The sequence below is a fragment of the Kocuria sp. CPCC 205258 genome (assembly GCF_040981005.1).
In the GTDB taxonomy this organism is placed as follows: Bacteria; Actinomycetota; Actinomycetes; order Actinomycetales; family Micrococcaceae; genus Kocuria; species Kocuria rosea.
Genome location: NZ_JAVKPS010000001.1, coordinates 127,893 through 153,725, shown reverse-complemented (window position 1 = coordinate 153,725; position 25,833 = coordinate 127,893). Strand labels below are relative to the sequence as shown.

The 25,833-nt window shown below is 74.0% G+C and carries 19 protein-coding genes; 11 read left to right on the top strand and 8 right to left on the bottom strand.

Annotation, left to right across the window (positions count from 1 at the left end; genetic code table 11):
* The first annotated feature begins 8 nt into the window (after nucleotides 1–8).
* Entirely contained in the window at nucleotides 9–1,679 is a 1,671-nt protein-coding gene (locus RF644_RS00710) for an FAD-dependent oxidoreductase (RefSeq protein ID WP_368794962.1), read from the top strand.
* Nucleotides 1,680–2,148: 469 nt separating this feature from the next.
* Nucleotides 2,149–6,216 carry a Pls/PosA family non-ribosomal peptide synthetase gene (locus tag RF644_RS00705; RefSeq protein ID WP_368794960.1) on the top strand — a complete coding sequence of 1,356 codons (4,068 nt, stop codon included), beginning with the start codon at nucleotides 2,149–2,151 and terminating at the stop codon, nucleotides 6,214–6,216.
* Nucleotides 6,217–6,328: 112 nt separating this feature from the next.
* Here the strand turns inward: RF644_RS00705 and RF644_RS00700 are convergent, their stop codons facing one another.
* Nucleotides 6,329–7,036 (bottom strand): BTAD domain-containing putative transcriptional regulator, encoded by a 708-nt coding sequence (locus RF644_RS00700; protein WP_368794959.1) that lies wholly within the window; start codon nucleotides 7,034–7,036, stop codon nucleotides 6,329–6,331.
* Between the two features lie 324 nt (nucleotides 7,037–7,360).
* On the opposite strand from RF644_RS00700, the gene RF644_RS00695 reads away from it, so the two are divergent.
* On the top strand, nucleotides 7,361–7,624 hold the full coding sequence (locus RF644_RS00695) for a hypothetical protein (RefSeq protein ID WP_017833496.1): 264 nt from the start codon (nucleotides 7,361–7,363) through the stop codon (nucleotides 7,622–7,624).
* Nucleotides 7,625–7,776: 152 nt separating this feature from the next.
* Here the strand turns inward: RF644_RS00695 and purB are convergent, their stop codons facing one another.
* A complete protein-coding gene (gene purB / locus RF644_RS00690; protein ID WP_368794958.1) occupies nucleotides 7,777–9,204 on the bottom strand; it encodes an adenylosuccinate lyase in 1,428 nt (475 codons plus the stop codon).
* A 167-nt stretch (nucleotides 9,205–9,371) separates the two neighbouring features.
* Between purB and RF644_RS00685 the strand changes: the two genes are divergently transcribed.
* From RF644_RS00685 to RF644_RS00665, 5 genes are all read left to right on the top strand, one after another.
* A complete protein-coding gene (locus RF644_RS00685; RefSeq protein ID WP_368795363.1) occupies nucleotides 9,372–10,535 on the top strand; it encodes a histidinol-phosphate transaminase in 1,164 nt (387 codons plus the stop codon).
* Nucleotides 10,536–10,591: 56 nt separating this feature from the next.
* The gene (locus tag RF644_RS00680; protein ID WP_251356497.1) at nucleotides 10,592–11,899 is read left to right on the top strand and encodes a thiamine pyrophosphate-dependent enzyme; all 1,308 of its coding nucleotides are present in this window, start codon (nucleotides 10,592–10,594) and stop codon (nucleotides 11,897–11,899) included.
* The gene (locus RF644_RS00675) at nucleotides 11,896–12,879 is read left to right on the top strand and encodes an alpha-ketoacid dehydrogenase subunit beta (protein WP_035928182.1); all 984 of its coding nucleotides are present in this window, start codon (nucleotides 11,896–11,898) and stop codon (nucleotides 12,877–12,879) included. Before RF644_RS00680 ends, RF644_RS00675 begins: the two co-directional genes overlap by 4 nt.
* Before the next feature lie 82 nt (nucleotides 12,880–12,961).
* Nucleotides 12,962–14,410 (top strand): dihydrolipoamide acetyltransferase family protein, encoded by a 1,449-nt coding sequence (locus tag RF644_RS00670; protein ID WP_336649649.1) that lies wholly within the window; start codon nucleotides 12,962–12,964, stop codon nucleotides 14,408–14,410.
* 468 nt (nucleotides 14,411–14,878) lie between these two features.
* Complete coding sequence (locus RF644_RS00665) at nucleotides 14,879–16,108, top strand: aminotransferase class I/II-fold pyridoxal phosphate-dependent enzyme (protein WP_035928190.1); 1,230 nt, start codon at nucleotides 14,879–14,881, stop codon at nucleotides 16,106–16,108.
* On the opposite strand, the gene RF644_RS00660 is transcribed toward RF644_RS00665, so the two are convergent.
* The 5 genes from RF644_RS00660 to RF644_RS00640 form a co-directional block, all read right to left on the bottom strand.
* Nucleotides 16,074–16,835, bottom strand: a complete 762-nt coding sequence (locus RF644_RS00660; RefSeq protein WP_368794957.1) for a DNA-3-methyladenine glycosylase I — start codon at nucleotides 16,833–16,835, stop codon at nucleotides 16,074–16,076. The two genes, RF644_RS00665 and RF644_RS00660, sit on opposite strands and share 35 nt — an antisense overlap.
* 130 nt (nucleotides 16,836–16,965) lie before the next feature.
* On the bottom strand, nucleotides 16,966–17,979 hold the full coding sequence (locus tag RF644_RS00655; protein ID WP_368794956.1) for a hypothetical protein: 1,014 nt from the start codon (nucleotides 17,977–17,979) through the stop codon (nucleotides 16,966–16,968).
* The gene (locus RF644_RS00650; protein WP_017832666.1) at nucleotides 17,976–19,271 is read right to left on the bottom strand and encodes a sensor histidine kinase; all 1,296 of its coding nucleotides are present in this window, start codon (nucleotides 19,269–19,271) and stop codon (nucleotides 17,976–17,978) included. The genes RF644_RS00655 and RF644_RS00650 overlap by 4 nt, the downstream gene beginning before the upstream one ends.
* Before the next feature lie 33 nt (nucleotides 19,272–19,304).
* Complete coding sequence (locus tag RF644_RS00645) at nucleotides 19,305–20,021, bottom strand: response regulator transcription factor (protein ID WP_017832665.1); 717 nt, start codon at nucleotides 20,019–20,021, stop codon at nucleotides 19,305–19,307.
* Nucleotides 20,022–20,157: 136 nt separating this feature from the next.
* Nucleotides 20,158–21,126: a hypothetical protein gene (locus tag RF644_RS00640; RefSeq protein WP_368794955.1), complete on the bottom strand. Its 969-nt coding sequence runs from the start codon at nucleotides 21,124–21,126 to the stop codon at nucleotides 20,158–20,160.
* A 113-nt stretch (nucleotides 21,127–21,239) separates the two neighbouring features.
* Here RF644_RS00640 and RF644_RS00635 point away from each other — a divergent pair, with 113 nt between their 5' ends.
* Complete coding sequence (locus RF644_RS00635; protein ID WP_368794954.1) at nucleotides 21,240–22,946, top strand: long-chain-fatty-acid--CoA ligase; 1,707 nt, start codon at nucleotides 21,240–21,242, stop codon at nucleotides 22,944–22,946.
* A gap of 10 nt (nucleotides 22,947–22,956) precedes the next feature.
* Here RF644_RS00635 and RF644_RS00630 read toward each other — a convergent pair whose 3' ends face one another.
* Nucleotides 22,957–23,571, bottom strand: coding sequence for a flavin reductase family protein (locus RF644_RS00630; RefSeq protein WP_368794953.1), 615 nt, complete (start codon nucleotides 23,569–23,571; stop codon nucleotides 22,957–22,959).
* Nucleotides 23,572–23,757: 186 nt separating this feature from the next.
* Between RF644_RS00630 and RF644_RS00625 the strand changes: the two genes are divergently transcribed.
* Together RF644_RS00625 and RF644_RS00620 are read left to right on the top strand one after the other, a co-directional pair.
* Nucleotides 23,758–24,693, top strand: coding sequence for a LysR substrate-binding domain-containing protein (locus RF644_RS00625; protein ID WP_368794952.1), 936 nt, complete (start codon nucleotides 23,758–23,760; stop codon nucleotides 24,691–24,693).
* A complete protein-coding gene (locus tag RF644_RS00620) occupies nucleotides 24,690–25,793 on the top strand; it encodes a mandelate racemase/muconate lactonizing enzyme family protein (protein ID WP_368794951.1) in 1,104 nt (367 codons plus the stop codon). The genes RF644_RS00625 and RF644_RS00620 overlap by 4 nt, the downstream gene beginning before the upstream one ends.
* The last annotated feature ends 40 nt before the right edge of the window (nucleotides 25,794–25,833 follow it).

Sequence of the window (25,833 nt, the reverse complement as noted above, 5' to 3'; positions counted from 1 at the left end):
ATGACCGCATGAGAATCGTCATCGTGGGCGGCGTCGCCGGCGGAATGTCCGCGGCCACCCGTCTGCGCCGCCTGCTGGAGGACGCCGAGATCACGGTGTACGAGCGCAGCGGCCACGTGTCCTTCGCCAACTGCGGCCTGCCCTACCACGTGGGCGGCGTCATCGAGGAGCGCTCCGCGCTGCTGCTGCAGACCCCGCAGTCCCTGGGCGCCCGGTTCGGCCTCGACGTCCGGGTGGGGCACGAGGTCGTCGGCGTCGACCGGGACCGGCACGTGCTGCGCGTCCGGGACCTCGCCTCCGGCCGGGAGGAGGAGCGGGGCTACGACGTCCTCGTCCTCTCCCCGGGGGCCGTCCCCGTCCGCCCGCCCGTGCCCGGCATCGAGCGCGCCCTGGTCCTGCGCGACATCGAGGACACCGACGCGGTCGTGGCCGCGGTCGAGGGCGCCCGCTCCGCCGTGGTCGTCGGCGGCGGCTACGTCGGCCTCGAGGTCGCCGAGCAGCTCGTCCACCGCGGCCTGCAGGTCTCCCTCGTCGAGGCCGCCCCCCAGGTCATGGCCCCGCTCGACCCCGAGATGGTCGAGCCCGTGCACACCCTGATGCGCGAGCGCGGGCTCGACCTGCGGCTGGGGACCACGGTCACCGAGGTGGGGGAGCGCACCGTGACGCTCGACGACGGCACCGAGCTGCCGGCCGACGTGGTCCTCGCCGCGGTCGGCGTCCACCCCGACAGCACGCTGGCCCGGGCCGCGGGGCTGGAGGTCGGGGCGCGCGGCGGCATCGTCGTCGACGAGCACCTGCGGACCTCCGACCCGGACGTCTACGCCGTGGGGGACGCCGTGGAGAAGCGCGACGCCCTCGACGGGTCCGCCACGCTCGTCGCGCTGGCCAACACGGCCAACCTCCAGGGCCGGCTCGTCGCCGACGTGATCGCCGGCATGGACGTCTCCGACCGGCCGGTGCTGGGCACCTCCGTGGTCGGCGTCTTCGGCCTCACGGCCGCGGCCACGGGCTGGAACGAGAAGCGGCTGCGCGCCGCGGGCCGGTCCTACCGCGCGATCCACACGCACCCCGCGAACCACGCCGGCTACTACCCCGGGGCGGAGGGGATGACCCTCAAGCTGCTCGTGGACCCGGAGGACGACGCGATCCTCGGCGCCCAGGGCGTGGGCGGGGCGGGCGTGGACAAGCGCATCGACGTCCTCGCCACGGCCATCACCGGCGGCATCGCGGCCGCCGACCTCGCCGAGCTCGCGCTGGCCTACTCCCCGCTCTACGGCTCCGCCAAGGACCCCGTGAACATGCTCGGCTACATCGACCGCAACCACCGGGACGGGCTCGTCGAGACCGTCCAGTGGCACGAGCTCGACGACCGCCTCGCCTCCGGCGCCACCCTGCTGGACGTCCGCACCCCGGGCGAGCACACGGCGATGCCGATCCCCGGCGGGATCAACATCGAGCTGGACCAGCTGCGGGACCGCCTCGACGAGCTGCCGGAGGGCGAGCTCGTGGTGCACTGCCAGGCCGGCCTGCGCGGCTACCTCGCGGCCCGGGTCCTGGCGCAGCACGGACGGGACGTCGTCAACCTCGACGGCGGCTACCTCACCTGGGCGGCCCGGCCGGACGGCGCCGCGGCGACGCCCTCCGGCGACGACGAGGACCGGGGCTCCCCGGCCGGCTGAGCGGCACCCGGGGCGCGGCGCAGCACGAGGCCCCCGCACGGGAACAGGGACGAGACGGTCCTGTTCCCGTGCGGGGGCCTCGTGCGTGCCGGGACGGCCCGACGCTCGTTCACGAAAGGTAACACGGGGAATTCTCCTGTCCCCGGAGCTGTGGCCGGGACGGGCGACCGGCCACCCAGCTCCCGGCGCCCGGCGCGCCCCGGGGGAGCGTCCCCGACCGTCGACCCCCGGCCCGGGAACCGCACGATTGCAGTCGAAAACGTCTCGCAGAGCGAGATGCGAGCTGTGATCTTTACCACTGGAAACCCATCGGGCGGTCGGCATCGCCCCTGGCAGCTCCACCGACGAACGCATCGATAACGGAGGAATAACGCCGCCGTGACGGATCCGTGAGGAGGCCATAACACCCCGCTCCGTAGAACGGACGTGCCGGTAACACCGGTGTTACGTGCATCGAAAGGAGTTGGACATGACCTCAGTGCCACATCGCTCTCACCGCCGCGAGGAGACTGCGGCGGCAGAGCGAGTGCTGTGGGACGAGGCCGCCGCGAAGGGAGGCCCCGCCGGAGCAGCTCCGTGGACGGAGCCCTCGACCCGGGGCGTCCGGAGCACGGAGACCAAGCCCACCCGGCTGCACCACTTCTTCGAGCGCAGCTGCGACCTGACCCCCGACGCCCAGGCGCTGCACGCCGACGGCCGGGCCTACACCTACGCGGAGCTCGACGAGCTCGCCAACCGCCTGGCCCACCTGATCACCGGCTACGGCCTGAGCGCGGGCGACCGCGTCGGGATCCTGCTCCAGCGCTCCACGATGCTCTACGCGTCCCTCCTGGCGATCCTCAAGACGGGCGCCACCTTCGTCCCGATCGACCCGAACCTGCCCGCGGACCGCGTGCAGTTCATCGCCGAGGACTCCGACCTGTCCCTCATGCTGACCTCCGCCGAGTTCGTGGCCCTGGTCGAGGACGCGCCCGCCGACGTCGTCGACGTCGGCCGGATCGGCGAGCGGCTCGAGGAGGCGCCCGCGCACCGCCCGGTCGTCCGCCACGAGGGCGACCCCACGTGCTACATCATCTACACCTCGGGCTCGACCGGCCGCCCCAAGGGCGTCGAGGTCGCGCACTCGAGCATCTGCAACTTCATCGAGATCGTGCCCGAGGTCTACGACGTCCGCGCCGAGGACCGCGTCTACCAGGGCATGACCATCGCGTTCGACTTCTCCATCGAGGAGATCTGGCCGACCTGGGCCGTGGGCGCCTCCCTGGTCGCCGGCCCCACCGACGACGCCCGCCTGGGACAGGGGCTCGCCGAGTTCCTGCAGCGCATGGAGATCTCCGTGCTCTACTGCGTGCCGACCGTCCTGGCCACCCTGGAGCACGACCTGCCCCGCATCCGCAGCATCCTGGTGGGCGGCGAGGCCTGCCCCGCCGACCTCGTGGAGCGGTGGTCCACCCCCGAGCGCCGGATGCTCAACACCTACGGCCCCACCGAGGGCACCGTGACCGCCACGTGGGGCGAGCTCGCCCCCGGGCGGCCCGTGACCATCGGCAAGCCCCTGCCCACCTACGAGGTGCGGATCCTCGACGAGGAGATGAACGAGGTCGCCGACGGCGAGCCCGGCGAGATCTGCATCGCCGGCCCCGGCGTGGCCCGCGGCTACGTCAACCTGCCGCACGTCACCGAGGAGCGCTTCCGCCCCCACCCGGACGGACCCCGGGCCGGACGGATCTACCGCACCGGCGACCTGGGCCGGTTCATGCCCGACGGCGAGATCGAGTACCTCGGCCGCGCCGACAGCGAGGTGAAGATCCGCGGTCACCGCGCGGACCTGCAGGAGATCGAGAACGTGCTCCGCCGGGAGGACGCGGTGGCGGACGCCGCCGTGAAGCTCACCTCCGGCGGCGACGACGTCGCGGCGTTCCTCACCCTGCGCGCCCCGGTGCGCGACGAGCGCGCCCTCTTCGAGCTGCTCCACGACTCCGTGGTCGCGGCGCTGCCGCCGTACATGGTGCCGTCCTTCTACGAGATCCTGCCCGCGATGCCGATGATGGTCAGCGGCAAGGTGGACCGGAAGAACCTGCCGGACCCCAGCACGCCCCGCTTCGTGACCACGATGGGGCTGGTCCCGCCGGCGACGGACGCCGAGTGGGGGATCACGGAGGTGTGGTCGAAGGTCTTCCGCATCCCCGAGGACCAGCTCTCCGTGGAGGCGGACTTCTTCATGGAGCTCGGCGGGCACTCGCTGCTCGCCGCGACCGCCACGTCCGAGCTGCGCCGCGCGCACCCGGACCAGGACATCTCCATCGCGGACATCTACACCTACCCGACCGTCCGGGACCTGGCGCGCCACCTGGACGCCGCCCCGGCGTACGTCCCCGCCGCGGCCGCCCCGGACGACCGCCCCGCGCCGCTGCACCACACCAGCGGCCGCGTGGCGCTGTGCGGCCTCGCGCAGGTGACGACGATGGTCCTGGCGGCCATGCTCGTCGGCTCCCCGCTCGCCGCGGTCCTGTACTCCTACGGCGGTCAGTTCAGCTACGCCCTGATGTGGGACATGCTCCTGGTGGGCGTCCTGGTCTCCGTGCTCGCCCGCGTCCTCCTGCCGTTCCTCGGCTCCCGCGTGCTGGGACGCTTTGTCAGACCGGGGCACCACGCCCTCTGGGGCCGGCAGTACTACCTGCTCTGGTGCATCGACGGGCTGACCCGGCTCTCGCCGCTCAACCTCCTGACCGGCACCCCGATGGCCGCCGTCTACCTGCGCCTGCTGGGCGCCAGGATCGGTCCGGACGCCCACGTGGGCACCGCCGCCATCGGCCTGCCCTCGCTCGTCACCGTCGGCGCCCGCGCCAGCATCGGCTACAACTCCTCCGTGCAGACCGCCCAGGTCGAGGAGGGGTGGGTGACCATCGCGCCGGTGCACATCGGCGACGACGCGTTCGTGGGGGCCAACGCCCTCCTGCAGCCGGGCACCCGGATCGAGGACGGTGCCCGCCTGGCCGAGCAGTCCCTGGCCTCCCGCAACCAGACGATCCCCGCCGGCGAGCACTGGCTGGGCTCCCCGGCCCGGCCCGGTGACGGGGACGACGAGCTGCTCGAGCGGATGGAGCGGCGCCCGCTGCCCAGCGGCCGCTGGCCCGCCCCGCTGGCGGCCGGCCTGCTCCTGGGCTGGCTGGTCCTCGAGCTGATGCCCTTCGTCCTGGTGCTCCCGTCCTTCCTGATGATCTGGGCCGCGGCCCTGGAGTTCGGCCTCCCCGTGGGGCTCGCCCTCACCCCGGCGGTCGGCGTCGTCTACGTGCTCACGGTCTGCGCCGTGGTCGCGGGCGGCCGGAAGATCGTCCTGCGCCGCACGCCCACCGGCATCCACCCCGTGCGCAGCGGGCTCGGCGTGCGCAAGTGGATGGCGGACCAGCTGCTCTCCACCAGCCTGGAGAGCACCAACGCCCTGTACGCCACGATGTACACGGTCCCCTGGCTGCGCGCCCTGGGCGCCAAGGTCGGCCCCCGCTCCGAGGTCTCCACGGTCGGCCACATCGACCCGGACCTCCTCACCCTCGGCGAGGGGAGCTTCGTCGCGGACATGGCCAGCGTGGGCAGCGCCGTCTACCACCACGGTCACCTGTACATGGAGCGCACCGTGGTGGGCGACCGCTCGTTCGTGGGCAACGCCGCGTTCGTGCCCTCGGGCACCCGGATGGGCGAGGGCTCCCTGGTGGGCGTCGCCTCGGTGCCCCCGGCCGACGTGCCGGACGGCACGTCCTGGCTGGGCTCGCCCGCCATGTTCCTGCCCCGCCGGCAGGACAGCGGCAACTACGACGAGAGCCTCACCTTCCGGCCCTCGCGCGGCAAGGTGGCGGCCCGCCTCGTCATCGAGGCGCTGCGCATCACGGTCCCGCCGGCGCTGATCGGGCTGATCGGCTACCTGGGCCTGCTCTCGTCGGTCGCCCTGGTGCCCGAGCTGACGCTGCTCGGCTTCGTGGCCGTGCTGCCCCTCGTCGCGCTGGCCACCGGCCTGACCGTGGTCCTCGCCGTCGTCGTCCTGAAGTGGGCGATCGTGGGCCGGTACCGCCAGCGCGTCGAGCCGCTGTGGGACAACTTCGTCCGGCGCAGCGAGTTCGTCACCGGCGTGTACGAGTCCGCGGCGGTCCCCGCCCTCATCGGCGGTCTCGTGGGCACGCCCCTGATCGGCCCGGTCCTGCGCCTGTTCGGCGCGCAGATCGGCCGGCGGACGTACATCGGCACCACCTACCTGACCGAGTTCGACCTCGTCCACATCGGCGACGACGCCGCCGTCTCGACGGACGTGTCGCTGCAGACGCACCTCTTCGAGGACCGTGTGATGAAGATGTCCCACGTGGAGATCCTGCCTGGGGCCTCCGTCGGTGCGCGCTCGATCGTGCTCTACGACACGACGGTCGGCGCGGGTGCCTCGGTGGACGCGCTGTCGCTGGTGATGAAGGGCGAGCAGCTGCTGCCCCACACCGCCTGGCGCGGCATCCCGGTGCGGTCGGCCACGGCCGCCCTGACCTCGGGACGATGACCCGGCCATGAACGCCCGGTGGACGTCCCCGCGACCCGGCCGCGGGTCGCGGGGACGTCGTTGCCCCGCCGCCGGGCACGCACCGGCCGGGACGGCCCCGGGCGGGAGCGCGTCAGGCGCTGCGCATGTGGCCCATCAGTTGGGTGATCTGGGGGGAGGGCGGCGCTCCGAGCTCGTCGGCCATCGTGCTGCAGAAGCTGCGGAACGTCTGCAGGGCCGGGGCGTTGTTGCCGAGACCCAGGTCCGCCTCGATCGACACGCGGACCGCGCTCTCCCGCAGCGGGTCGAGGGCCCGGACGTTGTCGGCGAGCACGTGGGCCCGGTAGAAGTCGCGGTGCTCCAGGGAGAGCCGGGCGAGGTGCTCCACGGCGTTGACGTACAGGGTCCGCAGCCGGTCCTGCTCGGCCATCACCCAGCCGTCGTACCAGCCGGGCAGCAGCTGGGCGCCGTCGGGGGACAGGAACCAGGGGTCCTCCGTCACGGGCACCGTGGCGGTGGCCGCCCGGTCCAGGGACGCGTGCAGCTCGTGCAGGTCCACGGTGACCGTTTCGGCCAGGGCGATGTTGTTGCCGCGGGCCCCGACGGCTCCGGGCACCTGGCGCGAGATGTTGAAGACGGTGGTGCGCAGGCTGCCCATCGCGCGCTCCGCGGTCCGGTCGGGCCACAGCAGCTCGCCGAGGAACCGGCGCGGCTTGGGACCGAGGACGGCGAGCGCGGCCAGCAGGCGCTGCTGCCGGTGGCCCAGGGCCAGCACGGTGCCGTCGAGCTCGACCTCGACGTTGCCGAGAAGCCGCAGCCTGATCGAGTGTTCCCCATCCATTGTCATGATCCCCCACTGTCATGATCACTGTCCCCGGTGCGCCCGGAGCCTGCCTTCCCCCGAAGGCCGTGGTCCGAGCACCGTCCTCTCCGGTCCCGCGGACCAGGATCCAGGTCCGCCGCGAGAGAGGGTTCAGGCACCGATGATCCCGGGCAACGCCCCGTGAGTCAAAAGCGAACGCCCGGAGTGCGTCAAAAGCAAACGAAAACCCAGGCGGCCGGCACACGACCCCGGTGGAGGGTGGTGCACAGGACCGCACCGTGGTATACGACTGATCCCCGGACCGGCGGTGCCGGCCGGGGCACGAGCTCAGGAGTTCTACCGATGACCGACCAGCGACCCGTCACGGGCGTCCGCACGGACCCCCTCGGGAACATCGTCGCCCTGTGCAATCCCGCGGAGGTGTGGTCCCCGCGGTCGACCACCCGGATCATCCGGGACATCGAGAGCGAGGTCCACCTCTACTACGTCCCGGGGTCGTCGGGACAGCTGCGGGTCCGCGTGGTGTCCGCCGGGTGCGAGAAGCGGCTGTGGGCCGCCCCGGAGGACACCGTGTGCAACAACCTGCACGACCTCCCGTCCGTCTGATCCGCACGGACTGATCCGAACGGGCCGGTCCGCACGGGCTGATCCGAACGGGCCGGTCCGCACGAGCCGATCCGCGCGGCACGGGGTGCCCGGGCCCGGGCGCGTCCCGGCGCCCCGTGCCCGGGCACCCCGTCGTCACGCGGGGCGCGGGCTCACAGGAAGCGCACGAGGTCCGCCGCGATGCCCGTGTAGGTGGCCGGGGTCAGCCCGGACAGCCGCCGCTCCGCGGCCGGGGACAGGCCCAGGCCCGCCACGAACTCCTGGAGCCGGGCGGCGTCCACCCGGCGGCCGCGGGTCAGGTCCTTGAGGCGCTCGTAGGGGTTGTCCATGCCCTCGACGCCGGCGATCGCCTCGGCGCGCATGACCATCTGGACCGCCTCCGCGAGGACCTCCCAGTTCGCGTCGAGATCGGCGGCCAGGACCGCCTCCGCCACGTCGAGGCGGGCCAGGCCCTTGCTCACGTTGGAGACCGCGAGCAGGGAGTGCCCGAAGGCCACGCCGATGTTGCGCTGGGACGAGGAGTCGGTGAGGTCGCGCTGCCACCGGGACGTCACGAGCGTGGCGCCGAGGGCGTCCAGCAGGGCGTTGGAGAGCTCGAGGTTCGCCTCGGCGTTCTCGAAGCGGATGGGGTTGACCTTGTGCGGCATGGTGGAGGAGCCGGTGGCGCCCTCCACCGGGATCTGCTGGAAGTAGCCGATCGAGATGTAGGACCACACGTCGGTGCAGAAGTTGTGCAGGATCCGGTTGAACCGGGCGAGGTCGGCGTAGAGCTCGGCCTGCCAGTCGTGGGACTCGATCTGGGTGGTCAGCGGGTTCCAGGACAGGCCCAGACCCTCCACGAACTCGCGCGAGACCTCCGTCCAGTCCGCGTCCGGGACGGACGCGTAGTGGGCGGCGTAGGTGCCCGTGGCGCCGTTGATCTTCCCCAGGTACTCGGTGCGCTCGATCCGGGACAGCTGGCGGCCCAGGCGGTGGGCGACCACCGCCATCTCCTTGCCCAGCGTGGTGGGCGTGGCCGGCTGGCCGTGGGTGCGGGAGAGCATGGGGGTCTCCGCCGCGGACCCGGCCAGCGCCGCGACGTCGGCCACGAGCGCCCGGGCCGCGGGCAGCCACACGTCGGTCGTGGCGTCCTTGACCCCCAGGGCCCACGCCAGGTTGTTGATGTCCTCGGAGGTGCAGCCGAAGTGCACGAGGGGGACCAGGTGCTCCAGTCCCAGGGCGGGCAGCCGGCGGCCGATGTAGTACTCCACGGCCTTGACGTCGTGGACCGTCACGGCCTCGATCTCCGCGAGCTCCGCGACCGAGTCCGTGTCGAAGTCCGTGACGATCCGGCGCAGCCCCGCGGTCTGCTCCTCGGTCAGGGGCGCCAGCCCCGGCAGCACCGACCGCTCGGCGAGGTGCACGAACCACTCGACCTCCACGTGCACGCGGTTGCGGTTGAGGGCGGCCTCGGAGAGGTGGTCGACCAGGGGCGCGACCACGGGCTGGTAGCGGCCGTCGAGGGGCCCCAGCGCGACGGGCGGGACGGCGGCGGCGAGCGCCGCGCGCCCTGAGGACAGGATGCGATCGGTGTTGGGCATGGGCACATTCTTCCACGGCCCCCGCGCGCTCCCGGGCGGACGAATTGTCGTCCGCCGCCAACTTTCGCGGAACCCGGTTGTAGCTTTCGCCCCGAAAAGCAGCGGGTCGTCCGGAGGGGCGTCATCGACCGGGGGAACCGCGGGGGCGCGGGGATAGCATGACCTCCATGAGTACCAGCGACGCTACCCGCACCCTGGCCGGCACCGCCCCGGCCTCGGGCCCGGCCACCGCCACCACCCCGGCGGTCCGGCCGCGCCCGGCTCTGTCCCGACTTCCCCGCTACGCGGCCGGCAAGCCTCCGGTCGTGGTGGACGGGCTCGTGTCCTACAAGCTGTCCTCCAACGAGAACCCGTTCGGGCCCGTGCCCGCCGTCAAGGAGGTCCTCGCCGGCTGGGACGCGGTGCACCGCTACCCCGAGACGACCTCCGCGGAGCTGCGGGAGGTGCTCGGCGAGTTCCTCGGCGTTCCCGCCGAGGACATCGTCACCGGCGCCGGCAGCCTCGGCGCGCTCAACCAGCTGCTCGGCGCCTTCGTGGGCGCCGACGAGGACGGCACCCCGGACGAGGTGGTGCACGCCTGGCGCTCCTTCGAGGCCTACCCGATCAGCATCGGGCTCTCCGGCGGGCTGGGCGTCCCGGTCCCGAACCGCCGGGACGGCTCCCACGACCTCGAGGCCATGGCCGCCGCGGTCACCGCCCGGACGAAGGTCGTGCTGCTGTGCACGCCGAACAACCCGACGGGCCCCAGCCTCACCACCGCGCAGGTCGAGGAGTTCCTCGCCGCCGTGCCGCGCGACGTGGTCGTGGTGATCGACGAGGCGTACCAGGAGTTCCAGCGCCGCGACGACCTCGTCGACGGCGTCGACCTGTACCGCCGGCACCCCAACGTCGTCGTGCTGCGGACGTTCTCCAAGGCCCACGGTCTGGCCGGGCTCCGGATCGGCTACTCCGTGGCCCGCCAGGAGATCACCCAGTACCTGCGCCAGGCGTCCCCCGCGTTCTCCGTGACCGACCTCGCCCAGCGCGCGGCGATCGCGTCCGTGCGCCACTACGACCAGGTGGCCGAGCGCGTCCAGCGGGTCGTCGACGAGCGGGAGCGGGTCCTCGCCGGGCTCGACGGGCTCGGCTGGCCGTACCCGCAGACGCAGGCCAACTTCGTGTGGCTGAACCTGGGCGAGCACAGCGGGGGCTTCGCCGAGCTGTGCGACGCCCACGCCCTGTCCGTGCGCCGCTTCGGCGACGAGGGCGTGCGCGTGACCATCGGGGAGCCGGAGGCCAACACCCGGTTCCTGGAGCTGTGCGCGCAGTTCCCCCACCCGCCCGTGCTCTGATCCGCGGCCGCGCCGGCCCGGCTCCCTCCCGAGCAACCCGAAAGGACGTCCTGCCCATGGATGCCGCCCCATCGTCCCCGGCCGCCCCCGTGCCGGCCCGCACCGTGCCGACGCCGGAGGTGCGCACGCGCCTGGTGCGGCTCCTCGACCGGGACGGCCGGCTGAGCGAGGACCCGGTCCTGTCCCCGTACGTGCGCGACGTCGACGCCGAGCAGCTGCGCGGGCTGTACCGCTCGATGGCGCTGGCCCGCCGCTTCGACGAGGAGGCGACCAACCTCCAGCGGCAGGGGCAGCTGGTGCTGTGGGCGCCGATGCGCGGGCAGGAAGCAGCCCAGGTGGGCTCCGCCCGTGCGCTGCGCCCGGCCGACCACGTGTTCCCGACCTACCGGGAGCACGCCGTGGCCATCGAGCGGGGCGTCGAGCCCGCCGAGCTGCTCACCGTGTTCCGCGGGCACAGCGCCGGGGGCTGGCGGCCCAGCCGGCACCACATGAACGTCTACTCCATCGTGCTCGGCTGCCAGGTCCCGCACGCCGTGGGCTACGCCATGGGCATCGACCTGGATCGGCGGACGGCCGAGGCGGAGGGCCGGGAGGCCGAGCCGGCGGCCGCGGTCGTCTACTTCGGGGACGGCACCTCCACCCAGGGCGAGGTCCACGAGGGCATGGTCTTCGCCGCGTCCTACGACGCCCCGGTGGTCTTCTTCGTGCAGAACAACCAGTGGGCCATCTCGGTGCCGTTCCGCACCCAGTCCCGCGTGCCCCTGGCCGAGCGCGCCGCGGGGTACGGCTTCGAGGGGATCCGCGTGGACGGCAACGACGTGCTCGCGGTGCTGGCGGCCTCGCGGTACGCGCTCGAGAAGGCCCGCGCCGGCCAGGGCCCGGTGCTCGTGGAGGCCGAGACCTACCGGCTCGGGGCCCACACCACCGCGGACGACCCCACCAAGTACCGCCTGCGGGAGGACGAGCAGCACTGGAGCGAGCTCGACCCGCTGCTCCGTCTCGAGGCGCACCTGCGCGAGGCCCACGGCACCGGCGACGACTTCTTCGCCGACGTCGCGGCCGACGCCCAGGCGTTCGCCGACCAGGCCCGCGCCCTCGTGCTGGCCATGGACCCGCCCGCGTTCGAGGACTTCTTCGACCGGCCCTACGCCGAGCCGCACGCCCTCGTGGAGGAGGAGCGCGCCTGGTACGCGGCCTACCAGGCGGGCTTCGCCGACACCGACACCGACACCGACGACGACGCCGGGCCGGGCACCGCCGGACCGGACCGGGGCACGCAGGCCGCGGGACTGACCGTGGCGGCCGACCCCGTGGCCGGGGCCCCCGACCCGCAGACCGCCGGCACCCAGGAGGACCTCGCATGAGCACCGCACCGGACCTGACGATCGCGAAGGCGGTCAACGCGGGCCTGCGCCGGGCCATGGAGGAGAACCCCCGGGTGCTGCTCATGGGCGAGGACATCGGCTCCCTCGGCGGCGTCTACCGCGTCACCGAGGGGCTCAAGGCGGACTTCGGCGCCCACCGGGTGATGGACACCCCGCTGGGGGAGGCCGGGATCGTGGGCACCGCCATCGGGCTCGCCCTGCGCGGCTACCGGCCCGTGTGCGAGATCCAGTTCGACGGCTTCTCCTTCCCGGCGTTCAACCAGATCACCACGCAGCTGGCCAAGATGCGCAACCGCACCAACGGGGACGTCACCGTCCCCGTGACGATCCGCATCCCGTACGGCGGGGTCATCGGCTCCGTGGAGCACCACTCGGAGTCCCCCGAGGCGCTGTTCGCGCACACGGCGGGGCTGCGCATCGTCACGCCGTCCAACGCCCAGGACGCCTACTGGATGACCCAGCAGGCCATCGCGTGCGAGGACCCCGTCATCGTCTTCGAGCCCAAGCGGCGGTACTGGCTCAAGGGCGCGGTGGACGTCGAGCGCCCGACCGCCGACCCGTTCTCCGCGCAGGTCGTCCGCCACGGCGAGGACGCCACCGTGGTGGCCTGGGGCCCCCTCGTACCGGTCGCGCTCGCCGCGGCGCAGGCGGCGGAGGAGGACGGGCGCAGCGTCGAGGTGATCGACCTGCGCTCGCTGTCGCCGATCGACTTCGACACCCTCGAGGACTCCGTGCGCCGGACCGGCCGCCTCGTCGTCGCCCACGAGGCCCCGACCTTCGGCGGCCTCGGCGGGGAGATCGCCGCCCGCCTCACCGAGCGGGCGTTCTACTCCCTGGAGGCACCGGTGCTGCGGGTGGGCGCCTACCACCTGCCGTACCCGGTGGCCGCGGTCGAGGACCAGTACGTGCCGGACCTCGACCGCATCCTCGAGGCCCTGGACCGGTCCTTCGCCTACTGACCCCGCCGACCCGGTCGCCGGCCCCCGGGCCGGCGGCACCGCCGCCGGCCCGGGGGCCGCGCGCGAGAGAGGAAGTACTGACATGCCCCAGATCTTCAACCTGCCCGACGTCGGCGAGGGCCTGACCGAGGCGGAGATCCTCGCGTGGAAGGTCGCACCGGGGGAGACCGTCACGGTCAACCAGGTGCTCGTCGAGATCGAGACCGCGAAGTCCGTGGTCGAGCTTCCGTCCCCGTACGCCGGCACCGTCCTGGACCTGCTGGCCGCCGAGGGCAGCACGGTCGAGGTCGGCACCCCCATCATCGCCGTGGGCTCCCCGGGCGAGTCGGCGGAGCCCGCCCCGGCCTCCGGCGTCCCCGGGATCCTGGGGGAGGGCGGGGAGCCCGGTGCGGACCGGCCGCTCGTCGGCTCCGGGCCCAAGGCCGACCCCGTGCGCCGGCGCCGCCGGGCGGCCCCGCCGACGGCGCCGGAGGCCGAGCCGGAGCCGGCCCGGCCCGCGGGCTGGACGGAGAAGCTGTCCCGGGGCCCGCTGGGGGCCGGGCTCGGCGGGGGGATCGGCACGGCGGCCCAGGGCATCGCCGGGCGCGCCGCCCGGCTGGCCGAGGACAGCGGCGTCTGGCGCCGGCCCGGCCGCGGCGACGTGCCCCCGGCCGTCGAGGTCGTCCCGCGCCGCCCCGCGCTGGCGAAGCCTCCCGTCCGGAAGGCCGCACGGGACCTGGGCGTCGACCTCGCCGACGTCCCCGCCACGGGCGCCGCCGGACAGATCACCAAGCAGGACCTGCTCGCCCACGTGGCGCGGCTCGGCGAGGCCGTGGACCGGCGCCGCCCCGCGGCCCCGGAGGAGCGGATCGAGCGGATCCCCGTCAAGGGCGTGCGGAAGGCCACGGCGCAGAACATGGTGCGCAGCGCCTTCAGCGCCCCGCACGCCTCGGTCTTCGTGGAGGTCGACGCCACGCGCACCATGGAGTTCGTCCGGCGGCTCAAGGCCGCCCCGGACTACGAGGGCGTCAAGGTCACGCCCCTGCTGGTGCTCGCGAAGGCCGTCGTGTGGGCCGCGGCCCGCAACCCGATGGTCAACGCGACGTGGACGGACGAGGAGATCCTCGTGAAGCACTTCGTCAACCTGGGCATCGCGGCGGCCACGCCGCGCGGGCTCATGGTCCCGAACGTCAAGGACGCCCAGGACCTCTCGCTGCGCGAGCTGGCCGTGGCCCTCGACGAGCTCTCGCGGACCGCCAGGGCGGGGCGCACGCAGCCGGCCGACATGCAGGGCGGCACCCTGACCGTGACCAACATCGGGGCCCTGGGCCTCGACACCGGCACGCCGATCATCAATCCCGGCGAGGTGGCGATCATCGCGTTCGGGAGCATCAAGCAGAAGCCGTGGGTCGTGGACGGCGCCGTGGTGCCCCGCTGGGTCACCACGCTGGGCGGGTCCTTCGACCACCGCGTGGTCGACGGGGACCTCGCGGCCCGCTTCACCGCGGACGTGGCCCGGATCCTCGAGGAGCCGGCGCTGCTGCTGGAGTGAGCCCCGGCCCGTGCGATCCGCGGCACGAGCGGCAGGGCAACGGCCCCGCACCGATCGGTGCGGGGCCGTGTGCTGCGTCGTCGACGCGCGTGCCGCCACGTCTCACGGCTCTCCCCGCCGGGCCGTGGCCCGACGCCGCACCGACGTGGAACTGGGCGGTTGCGTCCCGTGCCCGGCGCCCCATCTCCTGTGGACCCGTGATTGAAATCCCCCCAGACACAATCACACATCTCATTCACGATGGATCACTCGTGCGACGCCGGCCGCGGTGGCAACCTGCCCGTCGGCCCCCGGCACTGCTGCCGGAGACCTGTCCCTCACGACCGGAGGACCGCCTCAGTGCGGCCTCCTGACGTCCAGGACTGGGTCCAGTATTGCGGAGGCCTGGACAAAAGTCTGTCCCCCGATGTGCGCATGACGGGGCATGGCCGGGATCGCGCCGGACCGCGGCGGCCGTAGGCTGGGCGCATGCCTGCGCACCTGCCGCCCCGTCCCTCCGCACGCTCGGCGGTGCCGCCGTTCCGGGTGATGGAGATCCTTGCCGACGTCGAGCGCCTGCGCGCCGCCGGCCGGGACGTCGTCTCCCTCTGCGCGGGGGAGCCCTCCGGCGGCGCCCCGGGTCCCGTCGCGCGGGCGGCCGCCCGGGTGCACGCCCGCAACGAGGGGCTGGGCTACACCCCCGCCCTCGGGATCGAGCCGCTGCGCCGGGCGGTGGCCGGCCACTACGCCCGGTGGTACGGGCTCGACGTCCGTCCCGAGGACGTCGCGATCACCACGGGGGCCTCCGGGGCGCTCGTGCTCACCTTCCTGGCGGCGTTCGACGCGGGGGACCGGGTGGCGGTGTGCCGGCCGGGCTATCCCGCCTACCGCAACACCCTGGCCGCCCTGGGCGCCGAGGTGGTCGAGCTCGACTGCGGGGCGGCGACCCGCTTCCAGCCCACGCCCGGGATGCTCGACGCCGCGGTCGCCGAGCACGGGCCCCTGCAGGGACTGGTGGTGGCGGGCCCGGCGAACCCGACCGGCACCGTGCTGGAGCCCGGGGAGCTGGCGGCGCTGGCCCGGTGGTGCGCCGAGCACGGGACGCGCCTGATCAGCGACGAGATCTACCACGGGATCGTGCACACCGCCCCGGAGGGCGGCGCGCCCCGCGACGGCGGGCCGTACCGGGGCACCAGCGCGTGGGAGCACGACCGCGACGCCGTGGTGATCTCCTCCTTCTCCAAGTACTGGGGGATGACGGGGTGGCGGCTGGGGTGGGCCCTGCTGCCCCGGGACCTCGCGGCCGCGGTCGACGCGCTGGCCGGCAACCTGAGCCTCTGCCCGCCCGCCGCCGCGCAGCACGCCGCCGTGGAGGCCTTCACCCCGGACGCCTACGCCGAGGCGGACCGGGCGGTCGAGCAGTTCGCGCGCTCCCGGAGCCTGCTCCTGGACGCGCTCCCGGCGCTCCGGTGGGGGGAGGTCGCGCCGGCGGACGGGGCGTTCTACCTCTACGCCGACCTCGGGGAGCAGCTCGAGCGGCACGGCAGCTCCCTGGAGTGGTGCCGGCGGCTGCTGGAGGCGGAGGCCGTCGCGGTCGTCCCGGGCCTGGACTTCGACGCCGCGCGCGGCCACCGCGCGGTGCGGCTGTCCTTCGCCGCGGGGCCCGACCGGGTGGAGGAGGCCCTCACCCGGATCCTCCGGTTCCAGTCCCGTCCCTGAAGCACCCGGCCAGGTGCCCGGGGAGCACCCCGGTGCGGAGCAGGAACCGGTGCGCGGTGGTGCGCCCCACGAACACGAGTCCCTGCTCCTTGAGCCGGGCGGCCAGCCGGTCCCCCTCGGGGGAGCGGCTGGACTCCTCCAGGACGGTCAGGGGCGGCTCGGCGGCGGCCGGGTGGAGGTCCCGGACGTGCTCCGCCCAGTCCTCGGGACCGAGTCCGCGGCAGGCGCGCGCGTTGTGCACCACGGCCTCGATCTTGACCCGGTTGCGGATGACCGCGGGATCCAGGAGCAGCTCGTCGACGTCGTCCTCGGTCATCCGGGCGATCTCCTCGGGGACGAAGTCCCGCAGCGCCCGGCGCAGGCCCTCCCGCCGCTGGGCGATGCTCCAGCGGGCCAGGCCCGCCTGGAAGATCTCCAGGCCGAGGGCCTCGAACCAGCCGGAGGAGTCCGCGGGCCGTGCGCCCCAGCGCCGGTCGTGCTCCTCGAGGGCGGCCGGGCCCGTGGGCGCCCAGGGGCAGCGGCGCAGGCCGTCCCCGCAGAGCACGGCGCGGAAGGCGTCGTCGGGGGAGCGGTCGGCGCCGCCCCGGAGGGCGGTGCCGGGCGGGCGGTCGCCGGGGCGGTCGTGGGCGCCGCGGGAGCGGCGGGCGTCGGGCGGGCGGTCGTCCGTGCCGGGGCGGGAGCGGTCGTCGGCGGGGTGCGGGTCGTGCCCGGCGGAGGCGGTGTCCATGGGACCACGGTAGGAGCGCCGGGCCGGCGGACCGCAGGGACGCGGCTCCCTGTGGACGGTGCCGCCGGTGCCCGGGGCGCCGGGGCGCCGGGTGCAGTGCGGGTGCCCGCACCGCGGGCGGTGGCGCCGGTCAGAACCGGGAGACCGCACCGGTGCCGTCGGCGATCTCGATGGCCACGGGCTCCTCGTCCCCGGCGTTGCCGTCGTGGACGATGAACACCGCGGCGGGCTCTCCCTCCGGGAAGGCGCGGATCGTGACCGACCCCGAGGTCGCGGCGTTGAGCACCTCCATGGCCTGGCGGGTGGCCGCGCGCAGCACCGCCGTGGGCAGGGGCTTGCCGCGCTCGTCCAGGATGTCCACCAGCACGCCCCGGGCCCGCGCCGCCCGCGTGACCTCGAGCAGGTAGGGGGTGGCGATCGACCGGCCCCGGATGGAGTCCCGCAGCTGCGCCTCGGTGAGGCGGAACTGCTCGATCTCGTACTCGGAGACGGGGGAGGGGTCGTGCGCGATCCGCTCGAGCAGTCCGCCCGCGAGGCGGCGCACCTCGTGCACGCGCTGCACGGAGGCGTTGACCGTGTCCTGCTCCGCCTCGTCGTGGGAGCGCGCCGAGATCACCATGTCCCGGGCCTCGGCGAACGCGGCGGAGGCCCGGTCGTACTCCCGGGCGATGAGCTGGCTCGCGAGCAGCAGGGCCGCGGCCGCGGCGTTCGTCAGCGCCGCGTCCCAGAGGCCCAGGGCGGAGCGGGCGCCCCACGTCATGGACACGGCGACCGCGATGACGAGCGTGGCCCAGCCCCACCCCGCGCGGCGCCGGATGCCCAGGACCACGAGGAAGCCGTCGAAGCCCAGGGTGAACCACTGCCCGCCGAACAGCTCCGCCTGGGGGTTCAGGGCGTCGTAGGAGCGCTGGATCGACACCAGCATGAGGAGCACGCCCAGGGCCGCGGGCAGATCGGGCAGCCGGCGCTGCCCGTACGGGTAGACGACCAGCGCCACCGCGACCACGTAGGTCACGAGCGCGGCCTGCATGAGGTCCGGCTTGTCCATGCTGGGCGTCTGCAGGATCCCGAGCACCACGGGGATCAGGAAGAACACCGTGGCGGCGACCAGGCTCAGGGGATGGAAGAGGGTGCGGGAGATCACGGCTGCGCGTCCCGGGGCCAGAGGATCGTGACGCGGGTGCCGCGGCCCGGTGCGCTGTCGACGTCCACCGCGCCGCCCACGTGGCGCACGTTGCCCAGGATGGACACGCGCACCCCGAGCCGCCGGGAGTCGATGCTGCGGACCTGGAAGCCGCGGCCGCGGTCCACCACCTGGAAGCGCAGGAAGAAGCCCTCGGGGTTGAGGGGGGTGGGCGGGCACACGCCGCCGTCCATGGTCACGAAGGTGACCTCGGTGCCGGCGTGGCGGGCGCTGTTGGAGACCGCCTCGGTGACCGCCTGCACGAGCGCCTGCGCCGTCTCCACGGGGATGAGCGGGCGCGGCTGGCCGGGGGGCCTGATGTAGGGGGTGATGCTGTTGAAGCGCACCCGGTTGCGCCACGGGGACAGGGACTCGAGGAGGTCGTCGAGCAGGGTGTGCACCATGGTGGTGCCCTTGCCCTCGGCGCGGCGCTCCTCGAAGGCGAGGACCTCGAGGGCCCGCTGGGCCAGCTCCCGGGTGCGCCGCTGGACGGGGCCCGGGGCCCGTCCGGCGTCCAGCAGGGCGGCCATGACGTTGTCGTGGATGAGGCGGTCCAGCCGCTCCTGCTCCTCGGCCTGCGAGCGCGAGCGGTTCAGCTGCAGCTCCTGCGCGATCGCGGCCGCGTACACCTGGTCCGCGTTCTGCCCGCCCTTGTAGACCAGGCTGATCAGCACCACGAGGACCACGCCGAACGCGATCCGGCTCGTGGCGTCGAACAGCACGCCCATCACGTCCGCCGACTCCGTGGTGCGCACCATGACCAGGACGTAGAAGACCGTGACGGACGCCAGGTACGCGACGGCCAGCTCGATGCTCCACGCCACCACGGTGGCGGCGGCCGCCAGCAGGATGAACGGCTCCACCCACGGGTCCTGCGGCGGAGCGGCGCCCGTCCAGGCGAGCGGGAGGGTCAGGACGGTGAGGGCCACGAGCACCGGGGCCGCGAGCACCGGCCACATCCGCACCTGCCGCCTGGCGCCCTGGAGGAGCATCGCGCCGCCGTTGACCAGGAGGGCCAGCAGGAACACCAGGTGCCACCGCTCGAAGGCGCGCAGCTGGTCCTCGACGATGGTGAGGGCCTCCAGGAACAGCGCGACGACGACCAGCCCGTGGCAGATGTTCGCGAGCAGGTGGATGCGGTAGGAGTTCATCCCCAGCTCCTGCGGCGAGGTCGGCACCAGGAGGCTGCTGCGGCGCCGCCGGGCGGGGACCTTCCGGTAGGCGAGCGGGGGCCGGTGCGCGGCGTGGCTCACGGAGCGGCGGCCCTCACCGGGGCGAGGGGCGGATCACAGATGCTTCTCCGCCGTGGTGATGTCCGCCGTGGGCTCGACCAGGCCGTCCTCGATCGCCCGGATGCGCAGGTCGATCTTGGTGGGCGCCGGGCGCCCGACGCGCGCGTACTTCTCCCGGATGCGGTCGATGTTGGTCTTGACGGCGCTCTGCTTGATGCCCATCCGGCGTGCGACCTGGACCTGGGCGAAGCCGGAGGCGTAGAGCCGCAGGGTCTCCTGCTCCCGCGGGGAGAGGCTGGCCCGGGAGAACTCCACGTCCCCGTCGATCGCGGCGGCGAGCTCCTTGGTGATCACGGGCTTGCCCTCGGCGATGTTGCGGGCCTCCTCGATCGCGTGCTCGAGCGGGTCCGACTTGCGCACCAGGCCCAGCGCGCCGGCCCGCAGCGCCTCGCGGATCAGCGCGGCGTTCTCGCCGATGCTGAAGATGAGCACCTTCATGCCGGCGGCGCGCAGCAGCTCCACGTTGGTGGCGGGGCGGGACATGTCGTCGAGGGACAGGTCCAGGAGCACGACCTCGCACTCGATCCGCTTGGCGCCCTGGGCGGTGAGGGCGGGGTTCTCGGGGTCCCGGCCCAGCTGGTCGAGGAGTCCGGGGACGCTGGAGGCCGATCCGACGAGCTTCACGTCCGCCTGCGAGGTCATGGAGACGAGGCGGACGCCCTCCCGGACGACCTCGTGGTCATCGACGACGGCGACAAGGGTGGACGGCATGGGTGTTTCCTCCGGGTGCTGCTCGGTGGGCCGGTCCGCAGATTTCCGCGTGGGGGTGACGGATCTCACCGAGGTGCTCCGATTGTCCCCTCTTTGGTGGTCGGATGCGAACCCGACACGGTGCCGGGACGCAAAGTTACCGGGCCCGGTCCTCCGGTCCGTCCCCCCAGCGATCGACCCTGCGGTGGTAGCGGACGCCCCACAGCCCGCCGAGCACCGCCGCGAGCAGGTCGACGGCGAGCACGGCGAGGACCGCGAGCAGGCCCGGGACCAGCAGGTCGCCGATCAGCGCCTGGGCCGAGACGCCCACGGGCGCCAGGCCGACGGTGTCGGCCCACACCAGTCCCGCGACGGTGGCCACGGAGCGGCCGAACAGGGACCACAGCCACACGGACACGCCCTGCCGGGCCCCGGAGAACCGCGCCATCCGGCCCGCGGCGTAGCCGCCGCCCAGGAACGCGAGGAACTCGACCAGGCCGAGGGCGGCCGCGCCCGTCCAGGCCGCCGCGGACCCGGCGGCGAGGTCGTCCACCACGCCGCCGACCCCGTCCACGAGGCGCAGCCCCAGCGCGGCCGCGGTCAGGCCCGCCAGGGCCAGGAGCAGCCAGGTCAGGGCCATGGCGCTGAGCCAGCCGAAGAAGCCGGGGACCAGCTGGAGGCCCCCGAACTCCTCCCGCTGCCGGGCGAGACGGGTCGCGGCGTCGCCCGGGACGCCGGAGGACGGGTCGCCGGAGAACGGGCCGTCGGATCCGGCGCCGTAGCCGGGCGCGGGGCCGTAGCCGGCCGCGGCGCCGGGGGCCCCGACCGCGGGCGTCGGATCCGTGCGCGGCCGCGGGTCCTCCGGCACCGGGCGCTGGGCGGTCACCGCCGGCAGCGGCCGGGTGTGCTGGTCGTCCTCGTCGTCGTACCAGGACCAGTCCTCGGTCCCGCCGCTCCCGGCGCCCCCCTCGGGGGCGTCGTGCGGCGAGCCGCCGCCGGCCGGGGCGGCGAACCGGCTGACCGGGGGCAGCGGCCGGGTGGCGTCCGGGGAGTCGTGCGGACCGGTGTCCGACCAGGGCGTCGGGTCGTCGGGGGAGGGCGAGCCGGGAGTCGAGGAGGGCGTCATGGCACCGGAGTCTACGGCCGGTCCCCGGGCCGGTCCCGGTGAGCCGTCCCGTCCGGCACGGGGTGTCGCCGCGGCCGGGCGGCCGGGCGCCGCCGCCGAGTAGGGTCGGGACCATGCCTGTCGACACCGTCCGCGAGTTCCTGCGTGCCCGCCCCTGGACCGCCAGCTACGACCCGGGCGTCCCCGCGGACCTGGACCTGCCGGAGACGTCCCTGGTGCACATGCTCGAGCGCGCCGTGGCCCGCCACGGCGCGAGCACCGCGCTCGAGTTCTTCGGGGCCACCACCTCCTACGCCGCCCTGGGCCGGCAGGTCGACCGCGTGGCCGAGGGCCTGCGCCGGCTGGGCGTGGGCCGCGGCGACCGGGTCGCGATCGTCCTGCCCAACTGCCCGCAGCACGTCGTGGCGTTCTACGCGGTGCTGCGCCTGGGTGCCGTCGTCGTCGAGCACAACCCGCTCTACACGGCCCAGGAGCTGCGCCACCAGTTCGAGGACCACGGGGCACGCGTGGCGATCGTCTGGGACCGGGCGGCCGAGCGGGTGCGCTCCCTGCCCGCGGACCTGCGGGTCGACGCGGTCGTGTCCGTGGACATCACCGCCGCGATGCCGCGGCCGAAGCGGCTGGCCCTGCGCCTGCCGCTGCCGGGCGCACGCGCCTCCCGCGCGCAGCTCACCGGCCCCGCCCCGGGCACGATCCCCTGGCGGGAGCTGCTGGCCTCCGACCCGATCGCCGCGGAGCACCCGCGGCCCGCCGCGCACGACCTCGCGCTGCTGCAGTACACCTCCGGCACCACCGGGCTGCCCAAGGGGGCGATGCTCACGCACCGCAACCTCGAGTCCAACGCCCTCATGGGCCGGCACTGGCTCGGCTCCGGCGAGCGCGAGGTGGTGCACGGCGTGCTGCCGCTCTTCCACGCCTTCGGACTGACCCTGGGCGTGACGTTCGCGATGTCCCTCGGCGCGCGGCTCGTGCTCTTCCCGACCGTGCGCGCGGACCTGATCCTCGGGGCGATGAAGCGCGCCCGCCCCACGGTGCTGCCCGCGGTGCCGCCGGTGTACCAGAAGCTCCTCGACGCCGCACCGGAGCAGGGCGTGGACCTGCGCGGCATCCCGGTGGCCGTCTCCGGGGCCATGAGCCTGCCGGTCCCGCTCGTGGAGCAGTGGGAGCGGGCCACCGGGGGGATCCTGATCGAGGGCTACGGGCTGACCGAGTGCTCCCCGCTGGTGGCCTGCAACCCGCTCAACGACTCCCGCCGGGCGGGCTCCATCGGGATCCCGTTTCCGTCCACCGACATCCGGCTCGTCGACCCGGACACCCTCGAGGACGTCCCCCGGGACCACCCCGGGGAGCTCTGGGTGCGGGGCCCGCAGGTCTTCCAGGGGTACTGGGGGCGCCCCGACGAGACCGCCCGGACGCTCACGGAGGACGGGTGGCTGCGCACCGGCGACATCGTCACGGTCGACGACGACGGGTTCCTGCGGGTGGTCGACCGGCTCAAGGAGGTCGTGATCACCGGAGGGTTCAACGTGGCCCCCAGCGAGGTCGAGGACACGCTGCGCCGGCACCGCGCCGTGGCGGACGCCGCGGTGGTGGGGCTCACCGACCCCAACGGCAGCGAGGTGGTCGTCGCCGCCGTGACCCTCGTGCCGGGCGCCGAGCTCGACGAGGCGGCCCTGCGCGAGCACTGCTGGGCGGGCCTGGCCCGCTACAAGGTCCCCCGGCGGATCGTGGCCGTGGAGGAGCTCCCGCGCACGATGCTCGGCAAGATCCAGCGCCGGGAGGTCCGCGAGCAGCTGCGGCGCACGGGCGTGCGGCCCTGAGCCCGGGGGCTCAGGGCAGGTCCGCCTCCGGGGCGACGTCCCGGTAGGGGGTCCGCCGGATCGACCGGATCCGGCCCAGCTCGCCCCACTCGTCGCGCCCGAGCCGCGCGATCGGGCGCAGCGTCCGCACGACCGGGCCCCGCTCGTCCATGTCCTCCTCGTCCACGACCACGTGCGTGACCTCGCCGAGGACCAGGAAGCAGTTGCCCACGGGGATGGGGTCCGTGTGCAGCCGGCACTCGATGGCGGCGGGGGACTCGGCCACGCGGGGGACGGCCACGGTGAGCGAGGGCTCACGGGTCAGGCCCACGGCGTCGAACTCGCTGATCTCGGGAGGGTAGTCGGTGCTGGTCGCGTTGATCCGCTCGAACAGCCCCTCGCGCGCGAAGCTGACCACGAACTCCCCGGTCTGCCGGATGTTGCGGAGGCTGTCCTTCTCGCCGACCGAGACGAACTGGACGACGGTGGGGTTCTCCGAGGCGACCGTGAAGAACGAGTGCGGGGCCAGGTTGTCGACGCCTGCGGCCGAGCGGGAGCTGACCCACGCGATGGGGCGGGGGACCACGAGGGACTTGACCGCCCGGGCGAAGGAGCCGTGCCGGTCGGCGGTGATGTCGGTGCGCATGGGCCCATTGCACCACCTCGACGGGCCGGGGGCACAGGGCGCGGCCCCGGTGTGCACGGCGGCAGCGGAGTCGATTAGGGGTCACCGATGTCCTAATGGAGCATTTTGGGTGTACTCTGTGGATCAATACGACGGGTGGCGGTCGACGACGACCCCTCCGACCGAGCGGAAGGGCCAGGTGCCACGATGGAGATCCGGCAGCTCAACTACTTCATCGCCGTGGCCGAGGAGCGCCACTTCGGCCGCGCCGCCAAGCGCCTGCACATGGCCCAGCCGCCGCTGTCCCAGCAGATCCGCCAGCTCGAGGAGCAGCTCGGCGTGCGGCTGCTGGACCGGACCACCCGGCGGGTGGACCTCACCGCCGCCGGCCAGGTGCTCCTGGACCGGGGGCGGCGGATCATCAACGAGATCGAGGCTCTCAAGGCCGACGTCTACCAGGTGGGGCAGGGGGCCACGGGCGTGCTGCGGGTCGGCTTCTCCGGCTCGGCCACCTACGGGGTGATGCCGCGGGTCGTGCGCCGGGCGAAGGAGAAGATGCCCGGGCTGTCCCTGGCGCTGCACGGCGAGATGCTGACCCCCGCCATGGAGGAGGGGCTGCGGGAGCACACCCTCGACGCCGCCCTCCTGCGCCCGCCCGTGGCCTCTGCGGACGTCGAGTACCGGGTGGTCGCCCGCGAGCCGCTCGTGGTGGCGCTGCCCTCCTTCAGCGCCCTCGCCGTGGACCTGCCCGTGGCCGTGCACGAGCTGCAGGACCAGGAGTTCATCACCTACCCGCCCGACTCCGTGCTCTACCGCACCGCCGCGGACCTCTGCCGCCAGGCCGGCTTCCAGCCGCGGATCGCCCAGGTGGCGGGGGAGACGTCCACGCTGCTGTCCTTCGTGGCCGCCGGCGGCGGGGTGGCCGTGGTGCCCGCCGGGGTGCGCGCCTTCCAGCTCGAGGGCGTCGTCTACCGCGACATCGAGCACTCGCCGCAGATCGAGCTCGCCGTCGCGTGGCGGCGCGAGGACCGCTCCGCGCTCCTGCACAACTTCATCGACCTCGTCGTCGACGTCCAGGCCGCCCCCGGGTCCCCCGGCGGCACGCCCGTCCCGCCCGCTCAGGAAAGGCCCGCCCGCCCATGAAGATCGCGACCGTCGAGGCGATCCCCTACTCGATCCCCTACGTCCACCCGCTGCACTTCGCCTCGGGCGCCGTCCACGAGGCGGACCACGTGCTGGTGCGGATCACCACCGACGACGGGATCGTGGGCACCGCCGACACCCCGCCGCGGCCCTACACCTACGGCGAGACCCAGAAGTCCATCGTGGCTGTCGTCGAGGACCTCTTCGCCCCGCAGCTGGTGGGCCTGGACGTCCTCGACCGCGAGAAGGTCCAGGCCGTGCTGGCCCGCACCGTCCACAACCAGACCGCCAAGGGCGCCGTGGACATCGCCCTGTGGGACGTCATCGGCCAGTTCCTCGGGCAGTCGGTGACCAGACTGCTGGGCGGGTTCACCGACTCCATGCGGGTCTCCCACATGCTGGGCTTCAAGCCGGCCCAGGAGCTGCTGGACCTCGCCCTTCAGTTCCGCGAGACCTACGGCATCACCACGTTCAAGCTCAAGACCGGCCGGCACCCGATCGGCCTCGACGTCGAGGCCGCGGCCGTGCTGCGCGAGGGCCTGGGCGAGGACGCCGAGCTCTACATGGACGCCAACCGCGGCTGGTCCGCCAACGAGGCCATGGAGGTGCTGCGCCGCACGGCCGACCTGGGCCTGCAGTTCCTCGAGGAGCCCGACGACGCCCGCGAGGTGCTCGGCCGCCGCCGCCTGGTGGAGCGCTCGACGATCCCCATCGCCGCCGACGAGTCCGCCCCGAACCTGGGGGAGGCCGCCAGGGAGATCCTCACCGGCGGGGCGAACCTGCTGGCGGTGAAGACCGCCCGCTCCGGCTTCACCGAGGCCGCGAAGATCGTGGGCATGGCCGAGGGCATGGGGGTGGACGTCTACGTGGGCAACCAGATCGACACCCAGGTCGGCACGATCGCCTCCGTGGTCTTCGGCGCAGCCCTGGCCCACACCTCGAAGCGGGCCGGGGAGCTGTCCAACTTCCTGGACATGTCCGACGACCTCCTCGCCGAGCCCGTGGTCATCGCCGACGGCCGGATCCGCGTGCCGGACGTGCCCGGGGTGGGCACCGCCGTGGACGAGGACAAGCTCACCCGCTACCGCACCGACCGGTAGACCCGGCCCGGTAGACCCGGCCCGGGAACCCAGCCCGAGA